This is a genomic window from Saccharopolyspora gloriosae (genome assembly GCF_014203325.1).
In the GTDB taxonomy this organism is placed as follows: domain Bacteria; phylum Actinomycetota; class Actinomycetes; order Mycobacteriales; family Pseudonocardiaceae; genus Saccharopolyspora_C; species Saccharopolyspora_C gloriosae.
Genome location: NZ_JACHIV010000001.1, coordinates 2263383 through 2282699, shown reverse-complemented (window position 1 = coordinate 2282699; position 19317 = coordinate 2263383). Strand labels below are relative to the sequence as shown.

Annotated in this window: 15 protein-coding genes; 8 read left to right on the top strand and 7 right to left on the bottom strand. The window is 70.9% G+C overall.

All coding sequences use genetic code 11. From position 1 onward, the window contains the following. Nucleotides 1-113 precede the first annotated feature (113 nt). Together BJ969_RS10340 and glyA are read right to left on the bottom strand one after the other, a co-directional pair. The gene (locus BJ969_RS10340) at nt 114-1346 is read right to left on the bottom strand and encodes a sarcosine oxidase subunit beta family protein (RefSeq protein ID WP_184478729.1); all 1233 of its coding nucleotides are present in this window, start codon (nt 1344-1346) and stop codon (nt 114-116) included. Then, nucleotides 1346-2656, bottom strand: a complete 1311-nt coding sequence (glyA, locus tag BJ969_RS10335; RefSeq protein WP_184485088.1) for a serine hydroxymethyltransferase — start codon at nt 2654-2656, stop codon at nt 1346-1348. The genes BJ969_RS10340 and glyA overlap by 1 nt, the downstream gene beginning before the upstream one ends. A 580-nt stretch (nt 2657-3236) precedes the next feature. Between glyA and BJ969_RS10330 the strand changes: the two genes are divergently transcribed. The 6 genes from BJ969_RS10330 (at nt 3237) to BJ969_RS10305 (ending at nt 11148) form a co-directional block, all read left to right on the top strand. After that, nucleotides 3237-5702, top strand: a complete 2466-nt coding sequence (locus BJ969_RS10330; protein ID WP_184478728.1) for a GcvT family protein — start codon at nt 3237-3239, stop codon at nt 5700-5702. Between the two features lie 29 nt (nt 5703-5731). Beyond that, on the top strand, nt 5732-6352 hold the full coding sequence (locus tag BJ969_RS10325; protein WP_184478727.1) for a cyclodeaminase/cyclohydrolase family protein: 621 nt from the start codon (nt 5732-5734) through the stop codon (nt 6350-6352). Then, a complete protein-coding gene (locus BJ969_RS10320; RefSeq protein WP_184478726.1) occupies nt 6349-7221 on the top strand; it encodes a bifunctional 5,10-methylenetetrahydrofolate dehydrogenase/5,10-methenyltetrahydrofolate cyclohydrolase in 873 nt (290 codons plus the stop codon). The genes BJ969_RS10325 and BJ969_RS10320 overlap by 4 nt, the downstream gene beginning before the upstream one ends. Nucleotides 7222-7288: 67 nt before the next feature. After that, a complete protein-coding gene (locus tag BJ969_RS10315; protein ID WP_184478725.1) occupies nt 7289-8662 on the top strand; it encodes an L-serine ammonia-lyase in 1374 nt (457 codons plus the stop codon). 250 nt (nt 8663-8912) lie between these two features. Continuing rightward, nucleotides 8913-9761, top strand: a complete 849-nt coding sequence (gene purU, locus BJ969_RS10310) for a formyltetrahydrofolate deformylase (RefSeq protein WP_184478724.1) — start codon at nt 8913-8915, stop codon at nt 9759-9761. Between the two features lie 241 nt (nt 9762-10002). Further along, a complete protein-coding gene (locus BJ969_RS10305; protein ID WP_184478723.1) occupies nt 10003-11148 on the top strand; it encodes an aromatic ring-hydroxylating oxygenase subunit alpha in 1146 nt (381 codons plus the stop codon). A gap of 313 nt (nt 11149-11461) precedes the next feature. On the opposite strand, the gene BJ969_RS10300 is transcribed toward BJ969_RS10305, so the two are convergent. Next, entirely contained in the window at nt 11462-12829 is a 1368-nt protein-coding gene (locus BJ969_RS10300; protein ID WP_343071325.1) for an MFS transporter, read from the bottom strand. Nucleotides 12830-13562: 733 nt separating this feature from the next. Here BJ969_RS10300 and BJ969_RS10295 point away from each other — a divergent pair. After that, nucleotides 13563-13895 carry a bifunctional 3-phenylpropionate/cinnamic acid dioxygenase ferredoxin subunit gene (locus tag BJ969_RS10295; RefSeq protein WP_184478721.1) on the top strand — a complete coding sequence of 111 codons (333 nt, stop codon included), beginning with the start codon at nt 13563-13565 and terminating at the stop codon, nt 13893-13895. Next, the gene (locus BJ969_RS10290) at nt 13896-15059 is read left to right on the top strand and encodes an NAD(P)/FAD-dependent oxidoreductase (RefSeq protein WP_184478720.1); all 1164 of its coding nucleotides are present in this window, start codon (nt 13896-13898) and stop codon (nt 15057-15059) included. It abuts the gene before it with no gap. Nucleotides 15060-15257: 198 nt separating this feature from the next. On the opposite strand, the gene BJ969_RS10285 is transcribed toward BJ969_RS10290, so the two are convergent. From BJ969_RS10285 to BJ969_RS10270, 4 genes are all read right to left on the bottom strand, one after another. Continuing rightward, the gene (locus BJ969_RS10285) at nt 15258-15920 is read right to left on the bottom strand and encodes a GntR family transcriptional regulator (RefSeq protein WP_184478719.1); all 663 of its coding nucleotides are present in this window, start codon (nt 15918-15920) and stop codon (nt 15258-15260) included. Between the two features lie 338 nt (nt 15921-16258). Continuing rightward, nucleotides 16259-16921 (bottom strand): dethiobiotin synthase, encoded by a 663-nt coding sequence (gene bioD / locus BJ969_RS10280; protein ID WP_184478718.1) that lies wholly within the window; start codon nt 16919-16921, stop codon nt 16259-16261. Continuing rightward, complete coding sequence (locus BJ969_RS10275) at nt 16918-18057, bottom strand: 8-amino-7-oxononanoate synthase (RefSeq protein WP_184478717.1); 1140 nt, start codon at nt 18055-18057, stop codon at nt 16918-16920. Before BJ969_RS10275 ends, bioD begins: the two co-directional genes overlap by 4 nt. Continuing rightward, nucleotides 18054-19313 (bottom strand): adenosylmethionine--8-amino-7-oxononanoate transaminase, encoded by a 1260-nt coding sequence (locus BJ969_RS10270; RefSeq protein WP_184478716.1) that lies wholly within the window; start codon nt 19311-19313, stop codon nt 18054-18056. The genes BJ969_RS10275 and BJ969_RS10270 overlap by 4 nt, the downstream gene beginning before the upstream one ends. Between the last annotated feature and the right edge of the window lie 4 nt (nt 19314-19317).

Below are 19317 nucleotides of genomic sequence, written 5' to 3'. Positions count from 1 at the left end.
GCGGCTCCGCCGCTGACAAGACAACGACAACCGAAAAGCTGCTTCACGTCGATCCATTCGCGATCCGTAGGAGGGAGTCCGACCTCAAGCGAGCAAACCGCCCGAAAGAGCTCTCAGTGCGCGACGCCTGCTGCTCCGTGTTCGTCCACGAGGGCTCCGGTGGTGAAGCGGTCGAGGCCGAACGGGGCGTTGAGCGGGTGCGGCTCGTCGTGGGCGATGGTGTGCGCGTAGCACCAGCCGACGCCCGGTGTGGCCTTGAATCCTCCGGTGCCCCAACCGCAATTGACGTAGAGGCCGTCGAACGGGGTCAGGCCCATGATCGCGGAGGCGTCCGGGGTCACGTCGACGACGCCCGCCCAGGTGCGCAGCACGTGCGCGCGGGAGAACATCGGGAACAGCTCCACAGCGGCCGTCATCTCGCGTTCGATGGTGTGGAACGCGCCCCGCTGGCCGTAGGAGTTGTAGGAGTCGATGCCCGCGCCGAGGACGAGTTCTCCCTTGTGCGCCTGGCTGACGTAGACGTGCACCGCGTTCGACATGACCACCGTCGGGTGCACCGGCTCCAGGAGTTCGGAGACCAGCGCCTGCAACGGGTGGCTCTGGATCGGCAACCGGAGTCCGAGCTCGTCGGCGAGCACCGAGGTCTGCCCGGCCGCCGCCAGCGCGACCTTGCCCGCGCGGATCGCGCCGCGCGTCGTGGTCACCCCGACGACCCGGTCCCCGACCCGCTCGAACCCGGTCACCTGGCAGTTCTGCACCAGGTCCACGCCCATCCGGTCGAGTTCGCGGGCGAACCCCCAGGCGACGTGGTCGTGCTTGGCGATGCCCGCCCGCGGCTGCCACGTCGCCCCCATCACGGGGTAGCGCAGGTCCTCCGAGGTGTTCAGGATCGGGCAGATCTCCGCCACCTGCGCGGGATCCAGCCATTCCGCGTCGACGCCGTTGAGCTTGTTCGCCTCGACCCGCCGCACGCTGTCGCGCACCTCTTGCAGCGAGTGCGCCAGGTTCAGCACGCCGCGCTGCGAGAACAGCAGCGGGTAGTCCAGCGCCTCTTCCAGCCCTTCCCACAGCTTCAGGGAGTGCTCGTAGAGCCCGGCGCTCTCGTCCCACAGGTAGTTCGACCGGATGATCGTGGTGTTGCGTGCCATGTTCCCGCCCGCGAGCCACCCGCCTTCGAGCACGGCGACGTTGGTGATCCCGTGGTTGACCGCGAGGTAGTAGGCGGTCGCGAGGCCGTGCCCGCCGCCACCGACGATCACCACGTCGTAGGACTTCTTCGGTTCCGGGGAGTGCCAGAGCCAGTCCGGGTGCTCCGGCAGCTCGGCGCCCGGCGTGCGCGGCGTCATCAGAGCCCTCCGTTCAAAGCCGGGTAGAGCGGGTGTTTTTTCGCGAGTGTTTCGACGCGGTTGCGGAGTTGGGTGGTGGTGTCGGGGGTGAGGGTGGGTTGGAGTGCGTGGGCGATGATGTCGGCGACTTCGGTGAATTCTTGGGTGCCGAAGCCGCGGGTGGCCAGGGCGGGGGTGCCGATGCGCAGGCCGCTGGTGACCATGGGGGGTCGGGGGTCGTTGGGGACGGCGTTGCGGTTGACGGTGATGCCGATCTGGTGGAGGCGGTCTTCGGCTTGTTTGCCGTCGAGTTCGCTGTTGCGGAGGTCGACGAGGACGAGGTGGACGTCGGTGCCGCCGGAGACGAGGGAGACGCCGGCTTGGGTGGTGTCGTCGGCGAGGAGGCGTTCGGCGAGGATGCGGGCGCCTTCGATGGTGCGGCGTTGGCGGTCGGCGAACTCGGGGGTTTGGGCGATTTTGAACAGGACGGCTTTGCCGGCGATGACGTGTTCGAGGGGGCCGCCCTGTTGGCCGGGGAAGACCGCGGAGTTGAACTTTTTGGCGAAGTCGTCGCTGGTGGACAGGATGACGCCGCCGCGGGGGCCGCCGAGGGTTTTGTGGGTGGTGGTGGTGACCACGTGGGCGTGGGGCAGGGGGCTGGGGTGGAGTCCGGCGGCGACGAGTCCGGCGAAGTGGGCCATGTCGACCATGAGGTAGGCGCCGACTTCGTCGGCGATCTCGCGGAAGCGGGCGAAGTCGAGTTGGCGGGGGTAGGCCGACCAGCCGGCGATGATGAGCTGGGGCTTGTTCTCGCGGGCGAGGCGGGCGACTTCGTCCATGTCGACGCGGTGGTCGTGGTCGCGGACGTGGTAGGGCACGACGTTGTAGAGCTTGCCGGAGAAGTTGATGCGCATGCCGTGGGTCAGGTGCCCGCCGTGGGCGAGGTCGAGGCCCATGATGGTGTCGCCGGGCTTGAGCAGGGCGTGCATCGCGGCGGCGTTGGCCTGTGCGCCGGAGTGGGGCTGGACGTTGGCGAACGAGGCGCCGAAGAGTTCTTTGACGCGGTCGATCGCGAGTTGCTCGACGACGTCGACGTGTTCGCAGCCGCCGTAGTAGCGCTTGCCCGGGTAGCCCTCGGCGTACTTGTTCGTCAACACCGAACCCTGCGCCTGCAGCACGGCCTGCGGCGCGAAGTTCTCCGACGCGATCATCTCCAGCGTGTTCTGCTGACGGCCGAGTTCAGCACCGACGGCCTCGGCCACCTCCGGATCCACCGCCGAGAGCCGATCGTTGAAGACGTCTACGGCACTCGCATTGCTGGACGGACTCATGGGACTCCTTCCGCGCTGGGAACCAGCAGAGGAGATCGACGAGCGAGCGAACGCGGCAGGACACTGCCCTCGCCTGAGATTCAACTGACATATCAGATGACTTTCAGCGTAAGCAGCGCGAATCGCGCGGTCAAGAGGATTCGGAATCCCGATCACCCGCGCCAGCGAGCCGCCTCCGCTCCCGCTGACGACGGCGAGATTCCCGCGCCGCGAACGGCTTTTCGGCCGCGACCCGCCGGTCATGTCCTCCACTCGGCGGCGTGTCGCACGCCGAGCCCGCCCGATTTTGCGCGGACCCCTTGACCCCGCACCCACCAGTGCTTACCTTGCTGTCCAGTTGATATATCAGCTGTCTCGACTTCTCCCCGGCTCCAGAAGGCCGGTCTCCCCCTTCTTCGCCCGACACCACGTCGGCACCGACTCCCCACGTCGATGGAGCCCACCGGCCGGCGCCGCGCGCACGACGCCGGCCCGCAGGAGCCCCAGCCCTCCGCCGCCGTTTCCGTTGCGGCACAAGGCACATCCTCCCGAACAGCGCCGTCCTCGTAGCGGTCGTCAAGGCCGCCGTTAGGAGACCAGCATGAGCACGACCCCTCGCGTCGTCATCATCGGAGCCGGGATCGTCGGAGCGAACCTGGCCGACGAGCTGACCGAACGCGGCTGGAACCAGGTCACCGTCCTCGACCAAGGACCGCTGCCGCTCACCGGCGGCTCCACTTCCCACGCGCCAGGACTGGTCTTCCAGACCAACGGGTCGAAGACGATGACGGAGTTCGCCTCCTACACGGTCGACAAGCTCAACGGGCTCGACGTCGACGGCGACTGGTGCTTCAACCAGGTCGGCGGCCTGGAGATCGCGACCACGCCGGAGCGGCTGCACGACCTGCACCGCAAGCAGGGGTGGGCCACTTCCTGGGGCGTGGCAGGGGAAGTCCTCGATCCCGAGGAGTGCGCGAAGCTGCATCCGCTGCTCGACCAGGACCGCATCCTCGGCGGGTTCCACACGCCCTCCGACGGGCTCGCCAAGTCGACCAGGGCGGTCGTCGCGCTGGCCCGCCGCGCCGAATCCCGCGGTGCCGTCTTCCGCGGTTCCACCCGCGTGATCGGCATCGAGCAGCACGGCGGCCGGGTCACCGGCGTGCGGACCGACCACGGCGAGATCCCCGCCGACATCGTCGTGTCCTGCGCGGGGTTCTGGGGGCGGGCCATCGGCGAGATGGTCGGCATGAAGGTCCCGCTGCTGCCGCTGGCCCACCAGTACGCGCACACCGAGCCGCTGCCCGAACTCGCCGGGCGCAACGACGCCCGGATCGAGGCGCGGATGCCGATCCTGCGCCACCAGGACCAGGACCTCTACTTCCGGGAGCACAACGACCGCCTCGGCATCGGCACCTACGCCCACCGCCCGATGCCGGTGCGGCTGAGCGAGCTGCCCGAGCAGGACTCCCCGAGCGACGACGCGATGCCCTCGATGCTCCCGTTCACCGAGGACGACTTCGCGGCGTCCTGGGAGCACAGCCGCCGGTTGCTGCCCGCGCTGCGCACGGCGCGGGTCGAATCCGGGTTCAACGGGATCTTCTCCTTCACCCCCGACGACGGGCCGCTGGTCGGCGAATCCCCCGACGTGGCCGGGTTCTGGATCGCCGAGGCGGTGTGGGTGACCCATTCCTCCGGCGTGGCGCGCGCCGTCGCCGAGCTGCTGGTGGACGGGCGCAGCCGCACCGAGCTGCACGGCTGCGACGTGCACCGGTTCGACGAGGTCGAGACGACCGACCAGCACGTCGACGAGACCGCGCAGCGCAACTTCGTCGAGATCTACGACGTCAAGCACCCGCTGCAGCCGAAGCTCTCGCCGCGCGACGTGCGGGTGAGCCCGTTCCACGCCCGCCAGCGCGAACTCGGCGCGGTCTTCTTGGAATCCCACGGCTGGGAGCGGCCGCACTGGTACGAGGCGAACGCCCCGCTGGTCAAGGGGCTCCCGATGGAGTGGCAGCCGCCGGCGCGGGACGCCTGGTCGGCGATGCACCACTCCCCGATCGCCGCGGCCGAGGCGTGGAAGACCCGCAACGCCGTCGCCCTCTACGACATGACCTCGCTCAAGCGGCTGGAGATCAGCGGGCCGGGCGCGCTGTCCTTCTTGGACCGGCTCACCACCGGCAAGATGGACAAGTCGATCGGCGCGGTCACCTACACCCTGGTGCTCGACGAGGCGGGCGGCGTCCGCAGCGACCTCACCGTCGCGCGCCTCGGCGAGCAGCTGTTCCAGGTCGGCGCCAACGGGAACCTCGACTTCGACCACTTCACCCGGCAGCTCCCGGACGACCACGGCGTCCAGGTCCGCGACATCACCGGCGGCACCTGTTGCATCGGCGTGTGGGGGCCGCTGGCCCGCGACCTGGTGCAGCCGTTGAGCGGCGACGACTTCTCCCACGAGGGCCTGAAGTACTTCCGCTGCAAGCGAGCGCACATCGCCGGGATTCCCGTCTTGGCGATGCGGGTCTCCTACGTCGGCGAGCTGGGCTGGGAGATCTACACCGGCGCCGAGTACGGGCAGCGGCTCTGGGACGTGCTGTTCGAAGCCGGTCGCGAGCTCGGTGTGGTCGCCGCCGGGCGGGCCGCGTTCAACAGCCTGCGGCTGGAGAAGGGCTACCGCGCCTGGGGCTCGGACATGACCACCGAGCACAACCCGTACGAAGCCGGGGTCGGGTTCGCCGTCCGGCCGCAGAAGGGCGAGTTCGTCGGGCGCGACGCGGTCACCTCGATCGACCAGGACGCGCTGACGCGCAGGTTGTCCTGCCTGACGATCGACGACGGCCGCAGCGTCGTGCTCGGGCACGAACCCGTGTTCGTGGACGGGGAACCCGCGGGCTACATCACCTCCGCGGCGTTCTCGCACACCCTCGCCACCCCGATCGCCTACGCGTGGCTGCCCGCCACCGCCGTGGTCGGCACCCAGGTGGAGGTCCAGTACTTCGGCCGCAAGGTGCGCGCCACCGTCGCGGCCGAACCGCTGGTGGACCCGGACATGCACCGCATCCGCCGTTGACCGCGCCCGCCGACCACGGAGGACTCCGCATGCGCACGGACACGATCGACTCCTTCTTGCACGACCTCGCCGCCAGGGTGCCCGCTCCGGGCGGCGGGGCCACCTCCGCGCTGCACGCCGCGCAAGGTGCCGCGCTGGTCGCGATGGTCGCCCGCTACAGCGACGGTGCGCGCTACGCCGCGCACGCCGCGGCCATCGCCGAGATCCGGGACACCGCCGACGAGTTGCGCGCGTCCGCGCTGGCGCTGGCCGAGCAGGACGCCGTGGCGTTCGGCGCGGTCGGCGCCGCCTACGGCCTGCCCAAGTCGAACGACGACGAGAAGGCCGCCCGCGCCCGGGCCATCACCGCCGCGCTCGCGGAGGCCGGCCGGGTGCCCGCCCGCGTCATCGCCGTCGCCGATCAGCTGCTCGACCTCGCCCAAGGGCTGCGCCCGATCGGGAACACCAACGTGATCGCCGACATCGCCGCGGCGGCCGACGCGGCGCGGGCCGCGGCCGCCACCTCGCGGGTCAACATCGAGATCAACCTCGTCGGCATCACCGATCCCGCGGTCCGCGCCGAACTTGGCGCGGCGCTGGAGCGGGCCGCCGACATCTTCCAGCGAGCCGACCAGGTCACCTCAGCCGTTCGGGAGCACATCCTGCGATGACCACCGCCGAACGAGAATCCGCCACCCTCGCCCTCGACGGCACCGGCCTCGCCCGCGCGATCCGCGCCGAGGTCGCTGCCACCGCCGCCGAGCTGTCCCAGCGCGGCCGCACTCCCAAGCTGGCGGTCGTCGTCGCCACCGACGACGAGTCCAGCGCCTGGTACGTGCGCTCCATCGCCAAGACCGCCGCCAAGGCGAACATCGACTGCGAAGTCGTCGACCTCGGAGCCGACTGCTCCCCCGCTCAGGTCCGCGACGCGCTGGACTCGCTCAGCGCCGACGACTCGGTGCACGGGATCATCCTGCAGACCCCGCTGCCCGCCGGGGCGCGCTTCGAGGAGCTCGCGTCGGCGATCGCGCCGGACAAGGACGTCGACGGCGCGAACCCGGTGTCGCTGGGCCTGCTCGCCGCCGGTTCCCGCGCGTTCGCCCCGGCCACCGCCGCGGCGGTGCTGGAACTGCTCGACCACCACGAGGTCCCGCTGGCCGGGCGCGACTGCGTGGTGGTCGGCCGCTCCAACGTCGTGGGCAAGCCCGCCGCGCAGCTGCTGCTGCGGCGGGACGCGACGGTGACGATCTGCCACCGGCACACCGCCGACCTCGCCAGGTTCACCAGCGGCGCCGACGTGCTGGTGGTCGCCGTCGGACGCCCCGGCTTGATCGGCGCCGCGCACGTGCGGGAAGGCTCGGTCGTCATCGACGTCGGCACCAACCCCACCGCCGACGGCGGACTCGTCGGTGACGTCGACGAACCCGCCGTCGCCGGCCGGGTCGCCGGATTGTCGCCGGTACCGGGCGGCGTCGGTCCCGTCACCACGGCCCTGCTGCTCCGGCACACCGCGGCAGCGGCAGCACGGGCCTCGACGTGACGGCGCACCGATCCGCCACCGCACCGCCGCGGGCAGGAGTCCGCGCACGACCAGGTTGGGAGCGCACGTGACCCTCTCGGTCTTCGAGCTGTTCAAGGTCGGCATCGGCCCGTCCAGCTCGCACACGGTCGGCCCGATGCGGGCGGCCCACCTGTTCGTCGAACACCTGCGCCGGTCCGGCGAGCTCCCCCGCGTCGCGGGCGTCCGGTGCGAGCTGTTCGGCTCGCTCGGGGCGACCGGGCACGGCCACGGCAGCGTCGACGCCGTGGTGCTCGGGCTCGCCGGGGAGCAGCCGCACCTGGTCGACCCGGTCGCCGCCGAACCGGAGGTGCGGACTGTCCGGGAGGAGCACCGCATCAGCCTCGGCGGCGAGCAGAAGATCGCGTTCTCGATCGCCGACGACATCGTGCTGCACCGCACCGGCCGGCTCGACTTCCACAGCAACGGCATGGTCTTCGAGGCGCGCGACGGGGACGGCGTCCGCATCGACCGCCGCGAGTACTACTCGGTGGGCGGCGGCTTCGTGCTCGACCAGGACGAAGCGGGACGGCCGGTGCTGGTGGAGGACGAGACGCCGGTTCCGTACCCGTTCCGCACCGGGCAGGAACTGCTCGCGCACGCCTTCGCCTCCGGCCTGCGGATCAGCGACATCATGCTGGCCAACGAGCTGTCCTGGCGCACCGAGCAGGAGGTCCGCGAGGGCTTGCTGCACATCTGGTCGGTGATGCGGCAGTGCGTCGAGCAGGGTTCCCGCACCAGCGGCACCCTGCCCGGCGGGCTCAAGGTGCGCCGTCGCGCCAACGAGCTGCGCGAACGGCTGGAGTCCACCACCGACGAGCACGACGCGCTGCACGCCATGGAGTGGGTCACCCTCTACGCCCTCGCGGTGAACGAGCAGAACGCCGCGGGCGGCCGGGTGGTGACCGCGCCGACCAACGGCGCCGCCGGGATCGTGCCCGCGGTCCTGCACTACGGCGAGCGGTTCCTGCCGTCGTTCTCCGCCGACGCGGCGGTGCGCTTCCTGCTGACCGCGGGCGCGATCGGCGTGCTGTTCAAGGAGAACGCCTCGATCTCCGGGGCGGAGGTCGGCTGCCAGGGCGAGGTCGGGTCGGCCTGCTCGATGGCCGCCGCCGGGCTCGCCGAGATCATCGGCGGCACCCCGGAGCAGGTGGAGAACGCCGCCGAGATCGGCATCGAGCACAACCTCGGGCTCACCTGCGACCCCGTCGGCGGTCTCGTGCAGATCCCCTGCATCGAGCGCAACGCGGTGGCCTCGATCAAGGCGATCACCGCGGCCCGGATGGCGGTGCGCGGCGACGGCAAGCACCACGTCTCGCTGGACAAGGCGATCAAGACCATGCGAGAGACCGGAGCGGACATGAAGGACAAGTACAAGGAGACCGCCCGCGGCGGCCTCGCGCTCAACGTCGTCGAATGCTGAGGGCCCGCCCGCCTCGTCGTTCGAGGTGAGCAGTGTTCGCGGTCGTTGTCCTGTCAGCGGCGAAGCCGCTGAGCAGCGACCACCAAAGCAACCGGCACCGCCGCGGGTTCTCAGCGTCCTTCTCGCGAGGACAGCTTTTTCCCTCGTGGCGGAGCCACTCGGGAAAAAGATCCCGCAGCGAGAAGAACGCTGAGGTTCCGCCACCCGACCCCTACGCAGGCCGACTGCAATGACCTTTGAGGAGGATCCGTTGACCCGCTCTTTTACGCTCACCTTGAGCTGCCCCAACCGCAGCGGCATCGTGCACGCCGTCAGCTCGTACCTCTTCCAGCACGGCTGCGACATCGGGGAGCACCAGCAGTTCGACGACCCGGTGCGCGGCAGGCTGTTCCTGCGCACCCACGTCACCGCCGCGCACGAGATCGACATCGAGGAGATCTCGCGCGGCTTCGAACCGGTCGCCGCCGACTTCGAGATGACCTTCGCCTTCGCGGCCGATCGCAACGCGCGGATCCTGGTGATGGTCTCGAAGCTCGGGCACTGCCTCAACGACCTGATCTACCGCTGCCGCACGGGCAGCCTCGGCGCCGACATCGTCGCGGTGGTGTCCAACCACGAGGACCTGCGCCCCATGGCCGAGAACGCGGGCCTGCCGTTCATCCACATCCCAGTCACCCGCGACACCAAGCCCGAAGCGGAGGCCCGGCTGCTGCGGGTCGTGGAGGAGCACGACGCCGAGCTCGTGGTGCTGGCCCGCTACATGCAGGTCCTGTCCGATCAGACCTGCAAGGCCCTGCACGGCAGGGCCATCAACATCCACCACTCGTTCCTGCCCGGGTTCAAGGGCGCGAAGCCCTACCACCAGGCATACGGGCGCGGGGTGAAGCTCGTCGGGGCCACCGCCCACTACGTCACCCCGGAACTCGACGAAGGACCGATCATCGAGCAGGAGGTGATCCGCATCGACCACACCCACGACCCGAAGGCCTTGCAGACGGTCGGCCGCGATGCCGAGGCGCTGGCGCTGTCCCGCGCCGTGCGCTGGCACTGCGAACGGCGCCTGCTGCTGAACGGGCAGAGCACGGTGGTCTTCCAGTGATCGCCCCGGCCCCGTCCCGCTGATGGGGATCGGCGCCGCTGCCGCCGATTCCTCCTGCGGCCCTTGACATCCTGCTTCCGGCGCGCTGCTATGTGTAGCGCATCGCGCACCGGGTTGCACTGTGCGCAACTCTCTTGATCCTGCTCACCTGCTCCCTCCGGGGAGCCACGGCCCCACCTCGCCGAGCGCTCGTCCGGAGCGCCTTGACGCGAATCCGTCCTCTCGAGCAAGGAGCACTTCCATGACGACCGGTGAGCTCTCCGCATCCGTTGAGGAGCAAGGACTCCCCGCGAGCCTGCGGGAAACACTCGCGGGCCACTACTACACCGATCCCGAGATCTTCCGCGCCGAACAGGACTCGATCTTCGAGGCGGGCTGGTTCTGCTCCGTGCTCAGCGCCGACCTGGCCCGGCCCGGCCAGTACGAGACCGTGCAGATCGGCCGGGAGAGCGTCATCGTCGTCCGAGGGCGCGACGGCGGCGTCAACGCGCACCTCAACGTGTGCCGGCACCGCGGGGCCCGGTTGTGCACCGAAGAGCAGGGCGAGGTGCGGCGGTCGTTCCAATGTCCGTACCACGCCTGGACGTACGCCTTGGACGGCAAGCTGATCGCCGCGCCGAACCTCACCGCGATGCCCGACATCGACCGCGCAGAGTACGGGCTGCACCGGGTGCACGTCCGCGAGTGGCTCGGCTACGTGTGGTTGTGCCTGGCCGAGGACCCGCCGTCGTTCGAGGACACCGTCATCAACGACGTCACCAACCGCCTGGGCACGCCGGACGCGATCGTCGGCTACCAGGTCGCCGACCTCAAGCTCGGCAGGCGCATCGAGTACGACGTGAAGGCGAACTGGAAGCAGATCGTCGAGAACTTCATGGAGTGCTACCACTGCGCGACGATCCACCCGGAGCTGACCGAGGTGCTGCCGGAGTTCGCCGACGGCCTCGCCGCGCAGTACTTCGTGGGCCACGGCGCGGAATTCGGCGAGAACATCCAGGGGTTCACCGTCGACGGCTCGGAGGGCGTCGAGCGGCTCCCCGGCGTCAACGAGGAGCAGGACCGCCGCTACTACGCCATCACGGTCCGCCCGCAGGTCTTCATCAACCTGGTGCCCGACCACGTGGTATTCCACCGCATGTTCCCGATCGCCGTGGACCGGACCATCGTGCGGTGCGACTGGCTGTACCTGCCGGAGGTCGTGGACTCCGGCGTCGACATCGAGCGCTCGGTGGAGCTGTTCCACCGGGTCAACAAGCAGGACTTCGACGCCTGCGAGCGCTGCCAGCTGGCGATGGACTCCCGGTCCTACAAGAGCGGCGGCGTGCTGGTCCCCAGCGAGCACCACATCGAGGAGTTCCACGACTGGGTCCGCGCCCGAGTCGGCTGACCCCCGCGCACCGGCCCCGTGCGGACACGTCCGCACGGGGCCTCACGCTGCGCGAAAAGCCATCCACACCACAAAAACCCCGCCCAGAACGGGAAGAGCACGCACGTTCTCCTGACGCGTATTCCCCATCCTGTCAGCGGCGGAGCCGCTGAGCAGTGACCACCAAAGCAACCGGCACCGCCGCGGGTTCTCAGCGTTCTTCTCGCGAGGACAGCTTTTTCCCTCGTGGCGGAGCCACTCGGGAAAAAGATCCCGCAGCGAGAAGAACGCTGAGGTTCCGCCAAATGACCACCTCAGCACGCCTAGGGGCGGCTCACTGACGGGGTTGTTCCAGCGGGACGCCCTCGTCGGACAGCGGCGGGGAGGGGAGCTCCGCACTGGAGGTCAGCGGCGCTGCGCCGTCGAGGGGGCGGCCCGCCTGCTCCTTGAGGAAGTGGGTGCTGATGACGCCGAGCACGCCCGCTCCGACCAGGTAGAAACCGGGCCAGTCGAGGTTGCCGGTGGCCGTCACGGCCGCCTCGATGATCGTCGGCGCGGTCCCGGCGAACAGCGAGACCGCCAGGTTGAAGATCACCGCGAGGCTGCTGTAGCGGATCATCGTGGGGAACAGCGCGGGCAGCGTCGAGGGCGACACCGCGGCGAAGCACACCAACGACATCCCCATGATCAGCAGCCCGGCGACCTGCCCGAGCAGTCCTTCGCGGAGCAGCCACACGGCGGGCAGGCCCAGGAAGATCAGCGACAGGCTTCCCGCCATGAGCACGGGTTTGCGCCCGATGCGGTCGCTGAGCCTGCCGACGGACACGATCACGCACAGCATGAGGACCATGACGGCGACCTGGAGGGTGGCCGCCACCGCCTGGCTGCTCCCGCCCGCGCCGTAGCGCGGGAGCGTCGCGGCCAGGTACGCGGGGACGTAGTTGGTCATCACGTAGTTCGTGACGTTCCACGCGACGATCACGCCGGTCGCGACCAGCGCGGCGGAGCGGTAGTGCACCACGACGATCTGCAGCGCGCGCCGCGCGGACATCGTGCTCAGCGCGGGGGAACGCTCCATCAGCTGCCGGAACGCCGGGGTGTCCTCCAACCGCATCCGCAGGTAGATGCCCGTCAGGCCCAGCGGCAGCGCGAGCATGAACGGCAGCCGCCAGCCCCACGACAGCAGGTCGCCCTCCGGAACGGCGGCGATCACCGCGGCGCACACCCCGGCGCCCAGCGCGTACCCGGCCAGGGTGCTGAATTCCAGCCAGCTGCCGAAGAATCCGCGTCGCCGGTCCGGGGCGTACTCGGCGATGAGGGTGAGCGCGCCGGTGTACTCGCCACCGACGGCGAACCCCTGCAACATCCGGACGAGCAGCACGAACAGCGGGGCGGCGAGGCCGATCGCGCCGTGGCTCGGGACCAGGCCGAGCAGCACCGTCGCTACCGCCATCAGCAGCATCGTCGCCGAGAGCACCTTCGTGCGACCGATCCGGTCCCCGAGCCGCCCGAACACGAATCCGCCGAGCGGGCGCATCAGGAACGCGGCGGCGAACGCGGCGAGCGTGTACGCGGTGGCCCACTGGCCGCCGTCGGGGAACAGGACCCGGTCCAGCACGGCGGCGGCCAGGTAGGAGTAGATGCCGAAGTCGTACCACACGGCGACGTTCCCGACGGCGGTCGCCGCGACCGCCCGGTGCACGGTGCGTTCCTCTTGCACGACAGGAGGAGTCAGGCTCCGCCTGCGACGTCTCGGTTTCTCGGTCATGAGGTATCCCCCGATGCGAACCGCAGCGCTCCGCAACAGCTTCGCTTCAGGTGTCTTGGGACTCGGCCTGCGTAGCGGTGCGGGTGGCGGAACCTCAGCTGCTTCCTCGCTGCGGGATCTTTTCCCCGAGTGGCTCCGCCACGAGGGAAAAAGCCGTCCTCGCGAGGAAACCGCTGAAAACCCGCGGGTGGTCTTCTTGCTCTGGCTGGTCACTGCTTAGCGGCTCCGCCGCTGACAAGACAACGACGAAATGCCGTTCACCTGCAACGGCAGGCTCAAGTACAGGAGATCAGCGGCTTCGGCACCCTGATCGCGGGGTCGACGGTTGATATATCTGTGCACGATAAGACAGGGACCGGGGCTGGTCAACGCCCCCGATCGGGGGGTCGATCCGGAGTCCGCCGGAACCGGAATCCGCTGTGCCGCAAGCGGATACTCGCACCGGTAACGCGGGCGGGCCGCGCGGCGACGCTCCATCGAGAGCATCCGGCCGAGCGCGATCCCGCGAGCGGACCAGCGGTCACCGGCACCGGAAGGCGTTGCGCAGGACGCAACCTCACGGGCGGGCCGGCGGCCGAAATTCCATCGTTGACGACCAAGGGGGCGAGCCGCATTCTGTCTGTTGCGAATTGCACTACGGGTTCCGCCATCTGCAACAGGAGGCAACATGATCTTCGTAGGTGAGCTCGCCGACCTCCCTCCCGGGGAGTCGGCCCGCGTCCAGGGCGAGGCACCCATCGCGGTGTTCAACGTGGACGGTGAACTGTTCGCGATCGACGACACCTGCACGCACCAGGACGCGTCGCTGTCCGACGGCTGGCTGGAGGGCTGCGCGGTCGAATGTCCCTTGCACGCCGCCTGTTTCGACCTGCGCACGGGCCGTCCCAGCGGACCTCCGGCGAAGAAGCCCGTCCGCACCCACCAGGTGTCCGTCGACGACGGCCTGGTCTACGTCCTCGAGTCGACGTCGGTCGACGCGGCAGTGGAAGGGGTGAGTTGATTGCGGGACATCACGATCGTCGGGGCGTCGCTGGCCGGCCTGACGACCGCCCGCTCCTTGCGGGAGCAGGGCTTCGACGGGCGGATCGTCGTGATCGGCGACGAGGAGCACGCGCCCTACGACCGCCCGCCGCTGTCCAAGGAATTCCTGGCGGGCACCTCCTCCGAGGACGACATCGGCCTGACCGAGCCGGATGACTCCGGACTGGGCGTCGAGTGGCGGCTGGGCCGCACCGCCGAAGCCCTCGACACCGGTGAGCGCGCGGTCCTGCTCGACGACGGGGAGCGCATCACCACCGACGGCGTCGTGCTGGCCACCGGAGCGCGGGCGCGCACCCTGCCGGACTCGGTGCCCGAAGGCGTGCACACCCTGCGCACGCTCGACGATGCCCGCGCACTGCGCAAGGAACTCGTGCCCGGCGCGCGGCTGATCGTCATCGGAGCCGGGTTCATCGGAGCCGAGATCGCCTCGACCGCGGTCGGCCTCGGCTGCGAAGTGGACATCGTCGAAGCGGCGGCCGCTCCCCTGCAACGAGCGCTCGGCACCGACATGGGCTCGGTGTGCGGCCGGCTGCACGCCCGCAACGGCGTCCGGATGCACTTGCGGGCCGGTCTGGCCGAGCTGATCGGCGAGTTCCGCGTGACGGCCGTCCGGCTCGAAGACGGGCGCGAACTGCCCGCCGACGTGGTGGTGGTCGGCATCGGCGCCCAACCGAACGTCGAGTGGCTGGCGGACTCGGGAATCCCGTTGCACAACGGCGTTCTCACCGACGAACGAGGCCTGACCGAGGTCCCCGGCGTCGCGGCCGTCGGCGACTGCGCCAACTCGCACCGGGCCTACACCGCGGAATCCATGCGGCTGGAGCACTGGACGAACGCGCTGCAGCAACCCGCGGCGGCCGTCGCGGCACTGCTGGGCCGGGAGCACGCCGCGCCCGCCCACCACGCGGTCCCCTACTTCTGGTCCGACCAGTACGGCCACCAGATCCAGTTCGCGGGACACCGCACTGCGGACTGCACGATCCAAGTGGAAGAAGGAGATCTCGACTCCGGCGACTTCCTCGCGCTCTACGTCGACGGCGCGGGCGCTCCGGTCGGAGTGCTCGGCATCGACCGCCCCCGCGCGTTCGGCCGATGGCGCCGGCGCCTCGCGGGCAGACTCTGACCGCTCACCGACGCGACGCGCTCCCCAGGCAGCACCGCCGTCCGCACCGAGCTCCGCGCGGACCCGGTCGGAGTCCTGCACGAGCCGGCACGCCGTCGGACGACATCACCCACGCGTTCCGGCGCTGCGACATGGGCTCGGACGGGAACGCGGCCCAGGTCTCGTTCCCGCTCGCCGATCGCGGTCGTTGCGGCGGTGTCAGACCACCGCCCGGATCGCCTTCTCGAAACCCAGGACGTGCTCGCGGGCGAGCCGCTCGGACTCGCCGACGTCGCGCGCGCCGATCGCCCGCAGCAGCGCGGTGTGCTCACCGACGTGGCTGTCGAAGTTCACCATCCGGTCCAGGAACAGGCAGAAGATCCGAGTCGCCAGGTTGTCGTAGCGCACCAGGGTGTCCTCCAGGTGCGGATTCCCGGCCGCGCTGTAGATGGCGCGGTGCACGTGCAGGTCCCAGCGCATCAACTCGTCCCGGCTGAGCGAGCGCACGTCGACCCGGTCCAGGGCGTCGGCCAGCTCCGCGACCTCTCCCAGCTTCGCGGCGTCCGCGGATTCGGCGGCTCGCCGCGCCGCCAACGGCTCCAGCTGCACCCGCAATTCCGAGATGTAGGCGAGGTCGGTGATGTCGACGGCCGTGGCGAAGGTGCCCCGCCGCGGGTAGGACACCACGAGCCGGTCGATCTCCAGCCGCTTCAGCGCCTCGCGCACCGGGGTCCGGCCGATGTCCAGCGATCCGGCGAGGGCCACGTCGTCGATCGCCGTCATCGGCGGGATGTCGAGCATGATCAGTCGGTCCCGGATGGCCGCGTACGCCTTGTCGGCCATCGAGGTGTACACCGGTTCCTCGCTGGTCACAGCGCCCATCCCGTCCTCGGCGTCGTCGACGGGCAGCAGCTTCCGAAGGTGCCGAGATGACTTGACATATCAGCAGTGTATCTGTTGGAGCTCCACCGACGCCTCGTCTCGGTGGCCCGCGTCACCGGTTCGGCCGGTCTCGCCGACGTCGCCGGAACGCTGCGATCGGGGACCGCCGCGGTCGTGCGCGGAGCGGAACCGCTGGTCCGTTCCTTGCCGCGCCGGGTGGAGGAATTCGCCGCCGCTCCGGTCCGGCCGCTTTCGATCCGCCAGGTTCCCGATTCCTCCGCGCGTCGTGGGCATTCCGCTCCGAGACCACGTCGCTAGAGCATTTCCCGGTCCGGCGCTCAGCTGATCGTCGACCACGAACCGGCGCGTTCGCGGAAGAGCTCCGGGGCGAGCGCTCCCGCGCCCTCGGGGATCGCGCCGATGACCGGGACTCCGGTGACGCGGGGCAGCTCCGTTCGGTTGCAGCGCTCCGCGAGTCCGAGCTCCGCCGGGACCGAGCCGAGCACCAGCCCCTGCGGTTCCAGTCCGCGCGAGCGCAGCGCGCCGACGGTCAGCTCGGTGTGGTTGAGGGTGCCGAGGCCGAGCCTCGTCACGACCCGCACCCGCACCGGGTGGTCGGCGGCCAGGTCGGCCGCGAGGTCCCGGATCGTGCCGCCCGCCGCGTCGAGGCGGACCAGGACTCCGCCGGCTCCCTCGACGATCACGGTGCCGCGAGTCCGGGCCAGGTCTCGGATTCCGGCCGCGTGCTCGTCGACGGCCGGGATCGCCGCGCCGCGCAGCCGGGCCGCCGTGTCCGGGGCGAGCGGATCGGCGAGCCGGGTGAACTCGACGACCTCGCACCCCGCCAGCCGCCGCACCACGGCGATGTCCGGTTCGTCGGGGCCGACCCCGGTCTGCGCCGGTTTCACCACGACCGTCCCCGGCCCGGATCGGGCCGCGAGCGCCGCGGTGGCCACGGTCTTGCCGACACCGGTGTCGGTGCCGACCACGAAGACGATCACGATCCCTCCCGGTGGTCGTCGACGACGCGGGACAGCACGGCGACGGCGGTGGCCCAGCGGTCCTCGCCGATCCCGGCTCTGGCGGTGATCCGGAGCCGGGAGACGCCGTCCGGCACCGAGGGCGGGCGGAAGCAGCCGACCCGGACACCCGCCGCCAGTGCCGCGGCCTGGGCGGCGACGGCGACCCGCGGGGACGGCATCGGCACCGAGAGCACCGCTCCCGCCGAGCGCGGCACGCCGAGCCGATCGGCGAGCTCGCCGCCGCGCCGGTGGATCGCGCCGGGCAGCTCCGGCCGCCCCCGCAACCGGCGCAGCGCGTCCAGCGCACCGGCGGTGGGAGCGGGCGCGAGCCCGGTGTCGAAGATGAACGGGCGGGCGCGATTGGTGAGGTGGTCGATCAGCGCCGCCGAGCCCAGCACCGCGCCGCCCATCGCGCCGAACGACTTCGACAGCGTCGCGGTGACCACCACCTGCGGGTGCCGCGCCAGGCCGTGGGCGTGCACCGATCCCCGGCCGCCGGCTCCGACGACGCCGAGCCCGTGGGCTTCGTCGACGAGCAGCAGCGCGTCGTGCTCGGCGCACACCGCGGCCAGCTCCGGCAGCGGGGCGGCGTCGCCGAGCACCGAGAAGATCGACTCGGTGAGCACGATCGCGCGCCGGTCCCCCGCGCTCGCCAGCGCGGCCCGCACCGCCGCCACGTCGTTGTGCGGGACGACCTCGATCGCGGCGCGGGACAGCCGCGCGGCGTCGATCAGCGAGGCGTGCGCGTGCGCGTCCGAGACGACCAGCGAGTGCTTGTCGGCCAACGCGGTCACCGCGGACAGGTTCGCGTGGTACCCGGTGGAGAACACCAGCGCGGCCTCGCGACCGGTGAACTCGGCGAGTTCGCGCTCCAGCTCGGCGTGCAGCTCGGTGGTGCCGGTGACCAGCCGGGACGCCCCGGCGCCCGCGCCCCATTCGAGGGCGGCGTCGGCCGCGGCCCGCCGCACTCCGGGATGCGCGCCGAGGCCCAGGTAGTCGTTGCCAGCGAGGTCGATCACCGCTTCGGTCGCGGGTCGCGGCCGCAGCACGCGCTGCACACCGGCGTGCTCGCGCGCGGAGCGCTGCGCGGCGAACCAGCCGTCCCAGCCGCTCATCCCGCCTCCGCCGCAGCCGCGATCCCGCCGCACACGGCGGCGATGTCCTCGTCGGTGCACGCGTACGGCGGCATGGTGTAGATCAGGTCGCGGAACGGCCGCAGCCACACGCCGTGCGCCAGCGCCGCGTCGGTCGCCGCCGCCGCGTCGACCTCGTGGTCGAGCTGGACGACGCCGACCGCGCCGAGCACCCGCACGTCGGCGGCCGGAATCCCGTGCAGCGCCTGCAGACCCGCGTTGATCCGGCGCACGTCGGCCGCCCAGCCGCCGCCCGCCAGCAGGTCCAGGCTGGCCGTGGCGACCGCGCAGGCCAGCGGGTTGCCCATGAACGTGGGGCCGTGCATGAGCACTCCGGACTCCGAGGCGGACAGCCCGCGCGCCACCTCCGCCGTGCACAGCGTGGCGGCCAGCGACAGGTAGCCGCCGGTGAGCGCCTTGCCGACGCACAGCACGTCCGGCCGCACCGGGCCGGCCTCAGCGGCGAACAGGGTGCCGGTGCGGCCGAAGCCGGTCGCGATCTCGTCGAAGACGAGCACCAGGCCGTGCTCGTCGGCGACCTCGCGGAAGACCGCCAGGCACCGCGCGGAATAGGGCCGCATCCCGCCCGCTCCCTGCAGCAGCGGCTCCACGATCAGCCCGGCGAGCCGGTCGGCGTGCTCGGCCGCGAGCGCGCGGAACCCCTCGGCCCAGTCGTCGACGTCGGCGTCGTGGCGCGGTGGTCGTGCGCCGAACACCTGCTCCGGCAGCACGCCCGACCACATCGCGTGCATCCCGCCGTCGGGATCGCACACGCTCATGCAGTCGAACGTGTCGCCGTGGTAGCCGCCGCGGACGGTGAGGAACCTGGTCCTGCCCGGCCGCCCGGTACCGCGCTGGTACTGCAGCGCCATCTTCATCGCCACTTCGACGCTCACCGATCCGGAGTCGGCGAGGAAGACGCGGTCGAGCCCGTCGGGCGTGAGGTCGACCAGCCGGCGGGCCAGTTCGACGGCGGGTTCGTGGGTGAGCCCGCCGAACATGACGTGCGACATCCGCTCGACCTGGTCGCGCACCGCCGCGTCCAGCGCGGGATGCCGGTAGCCGTGGATCGCCGACCACCAGGACGCCATCCCGTCCACGACCTCCCCGACGCCGTCGATGCTGATCCGGCTGCCGCGGGCGCCGGTGACCAGCCGGGTCGGCGCCGGGTCGGTCATCGAGGTGTACGGGTGCCACAGGTGCTCGCGGTCGAACGCGAGCTGCTCGTCGGGAGTCATCGGC

Coding starts and splice junctions, on each gene's coding strand:
- BJ969_RS10340 (WP_184478729.1), bottom strand. CDS start 1,346: ATGACGCCGCGCACGCCGGGCGCCGAGCTGCCGGAGCACCCGGACTGG.
- glyA (WP_184485088.1), bottom strand. CDS start 2,656: ATGAGTCCGTCCAGCAATGCGAGTGCCGTAGACGTCTTCAACGATCGG.
- BJ969_RS10330 (WP_184478728.1), top strand. CDS start 3,237: ATGAGCACGACCCCTCGCGTCGTCATCATCGGAGCCGGGATCGTCGGA.
- BJ969_RS10325 (WP_184478727.1), top strand. CDS start 5,732: ATGCGCACGGACACGATCGACTCCTTCTTGCACGACCTCGCCGCCAGG.
- BJ969_RS10320 (WP_184478726.1), top strand. CDS start 6,349: ATGACCACCGCCGAACGAGAATCCGCCACCCTCGCCCTCGACGGCACC.
- BJ969_RS10305 (WP_184478723.1), top strand. CDS start 10,003: ATGACGACCGGTGAGCTCTCCGCATCCGTTGAGGAGCAAGGACTCCCC.
- BJ969_RS10295 (WP_184478721.1), top strand. CDS start 13,563: ATGATCTTCGTAGGTGAGCTCGCCGACCTCCCTCCCGGGGAGTCGGCC.
- BJ969_RS10285 (WP_184478719.1), bottom strand. CDS start 15,920: ATGGGCGCTGTGACCAGCGAGGAACCGGTGTACACCTCGATGGCCGAC.
- BJ969_RS10275 (WP_184478717.1), bottom strand. CDS start 18,057: ATGAGCGGCTGGGACGGCTGGTTCGCCGCGCAGCGCTCCGCGCGCGAG.
- BJ969_RS10270 (WP_184478716.1), bottom strand. CDS start 19,313: ATGACTCCCGACGAGCAGCTCGCGTTCGACCGCGAGCACCTGTGGCAC.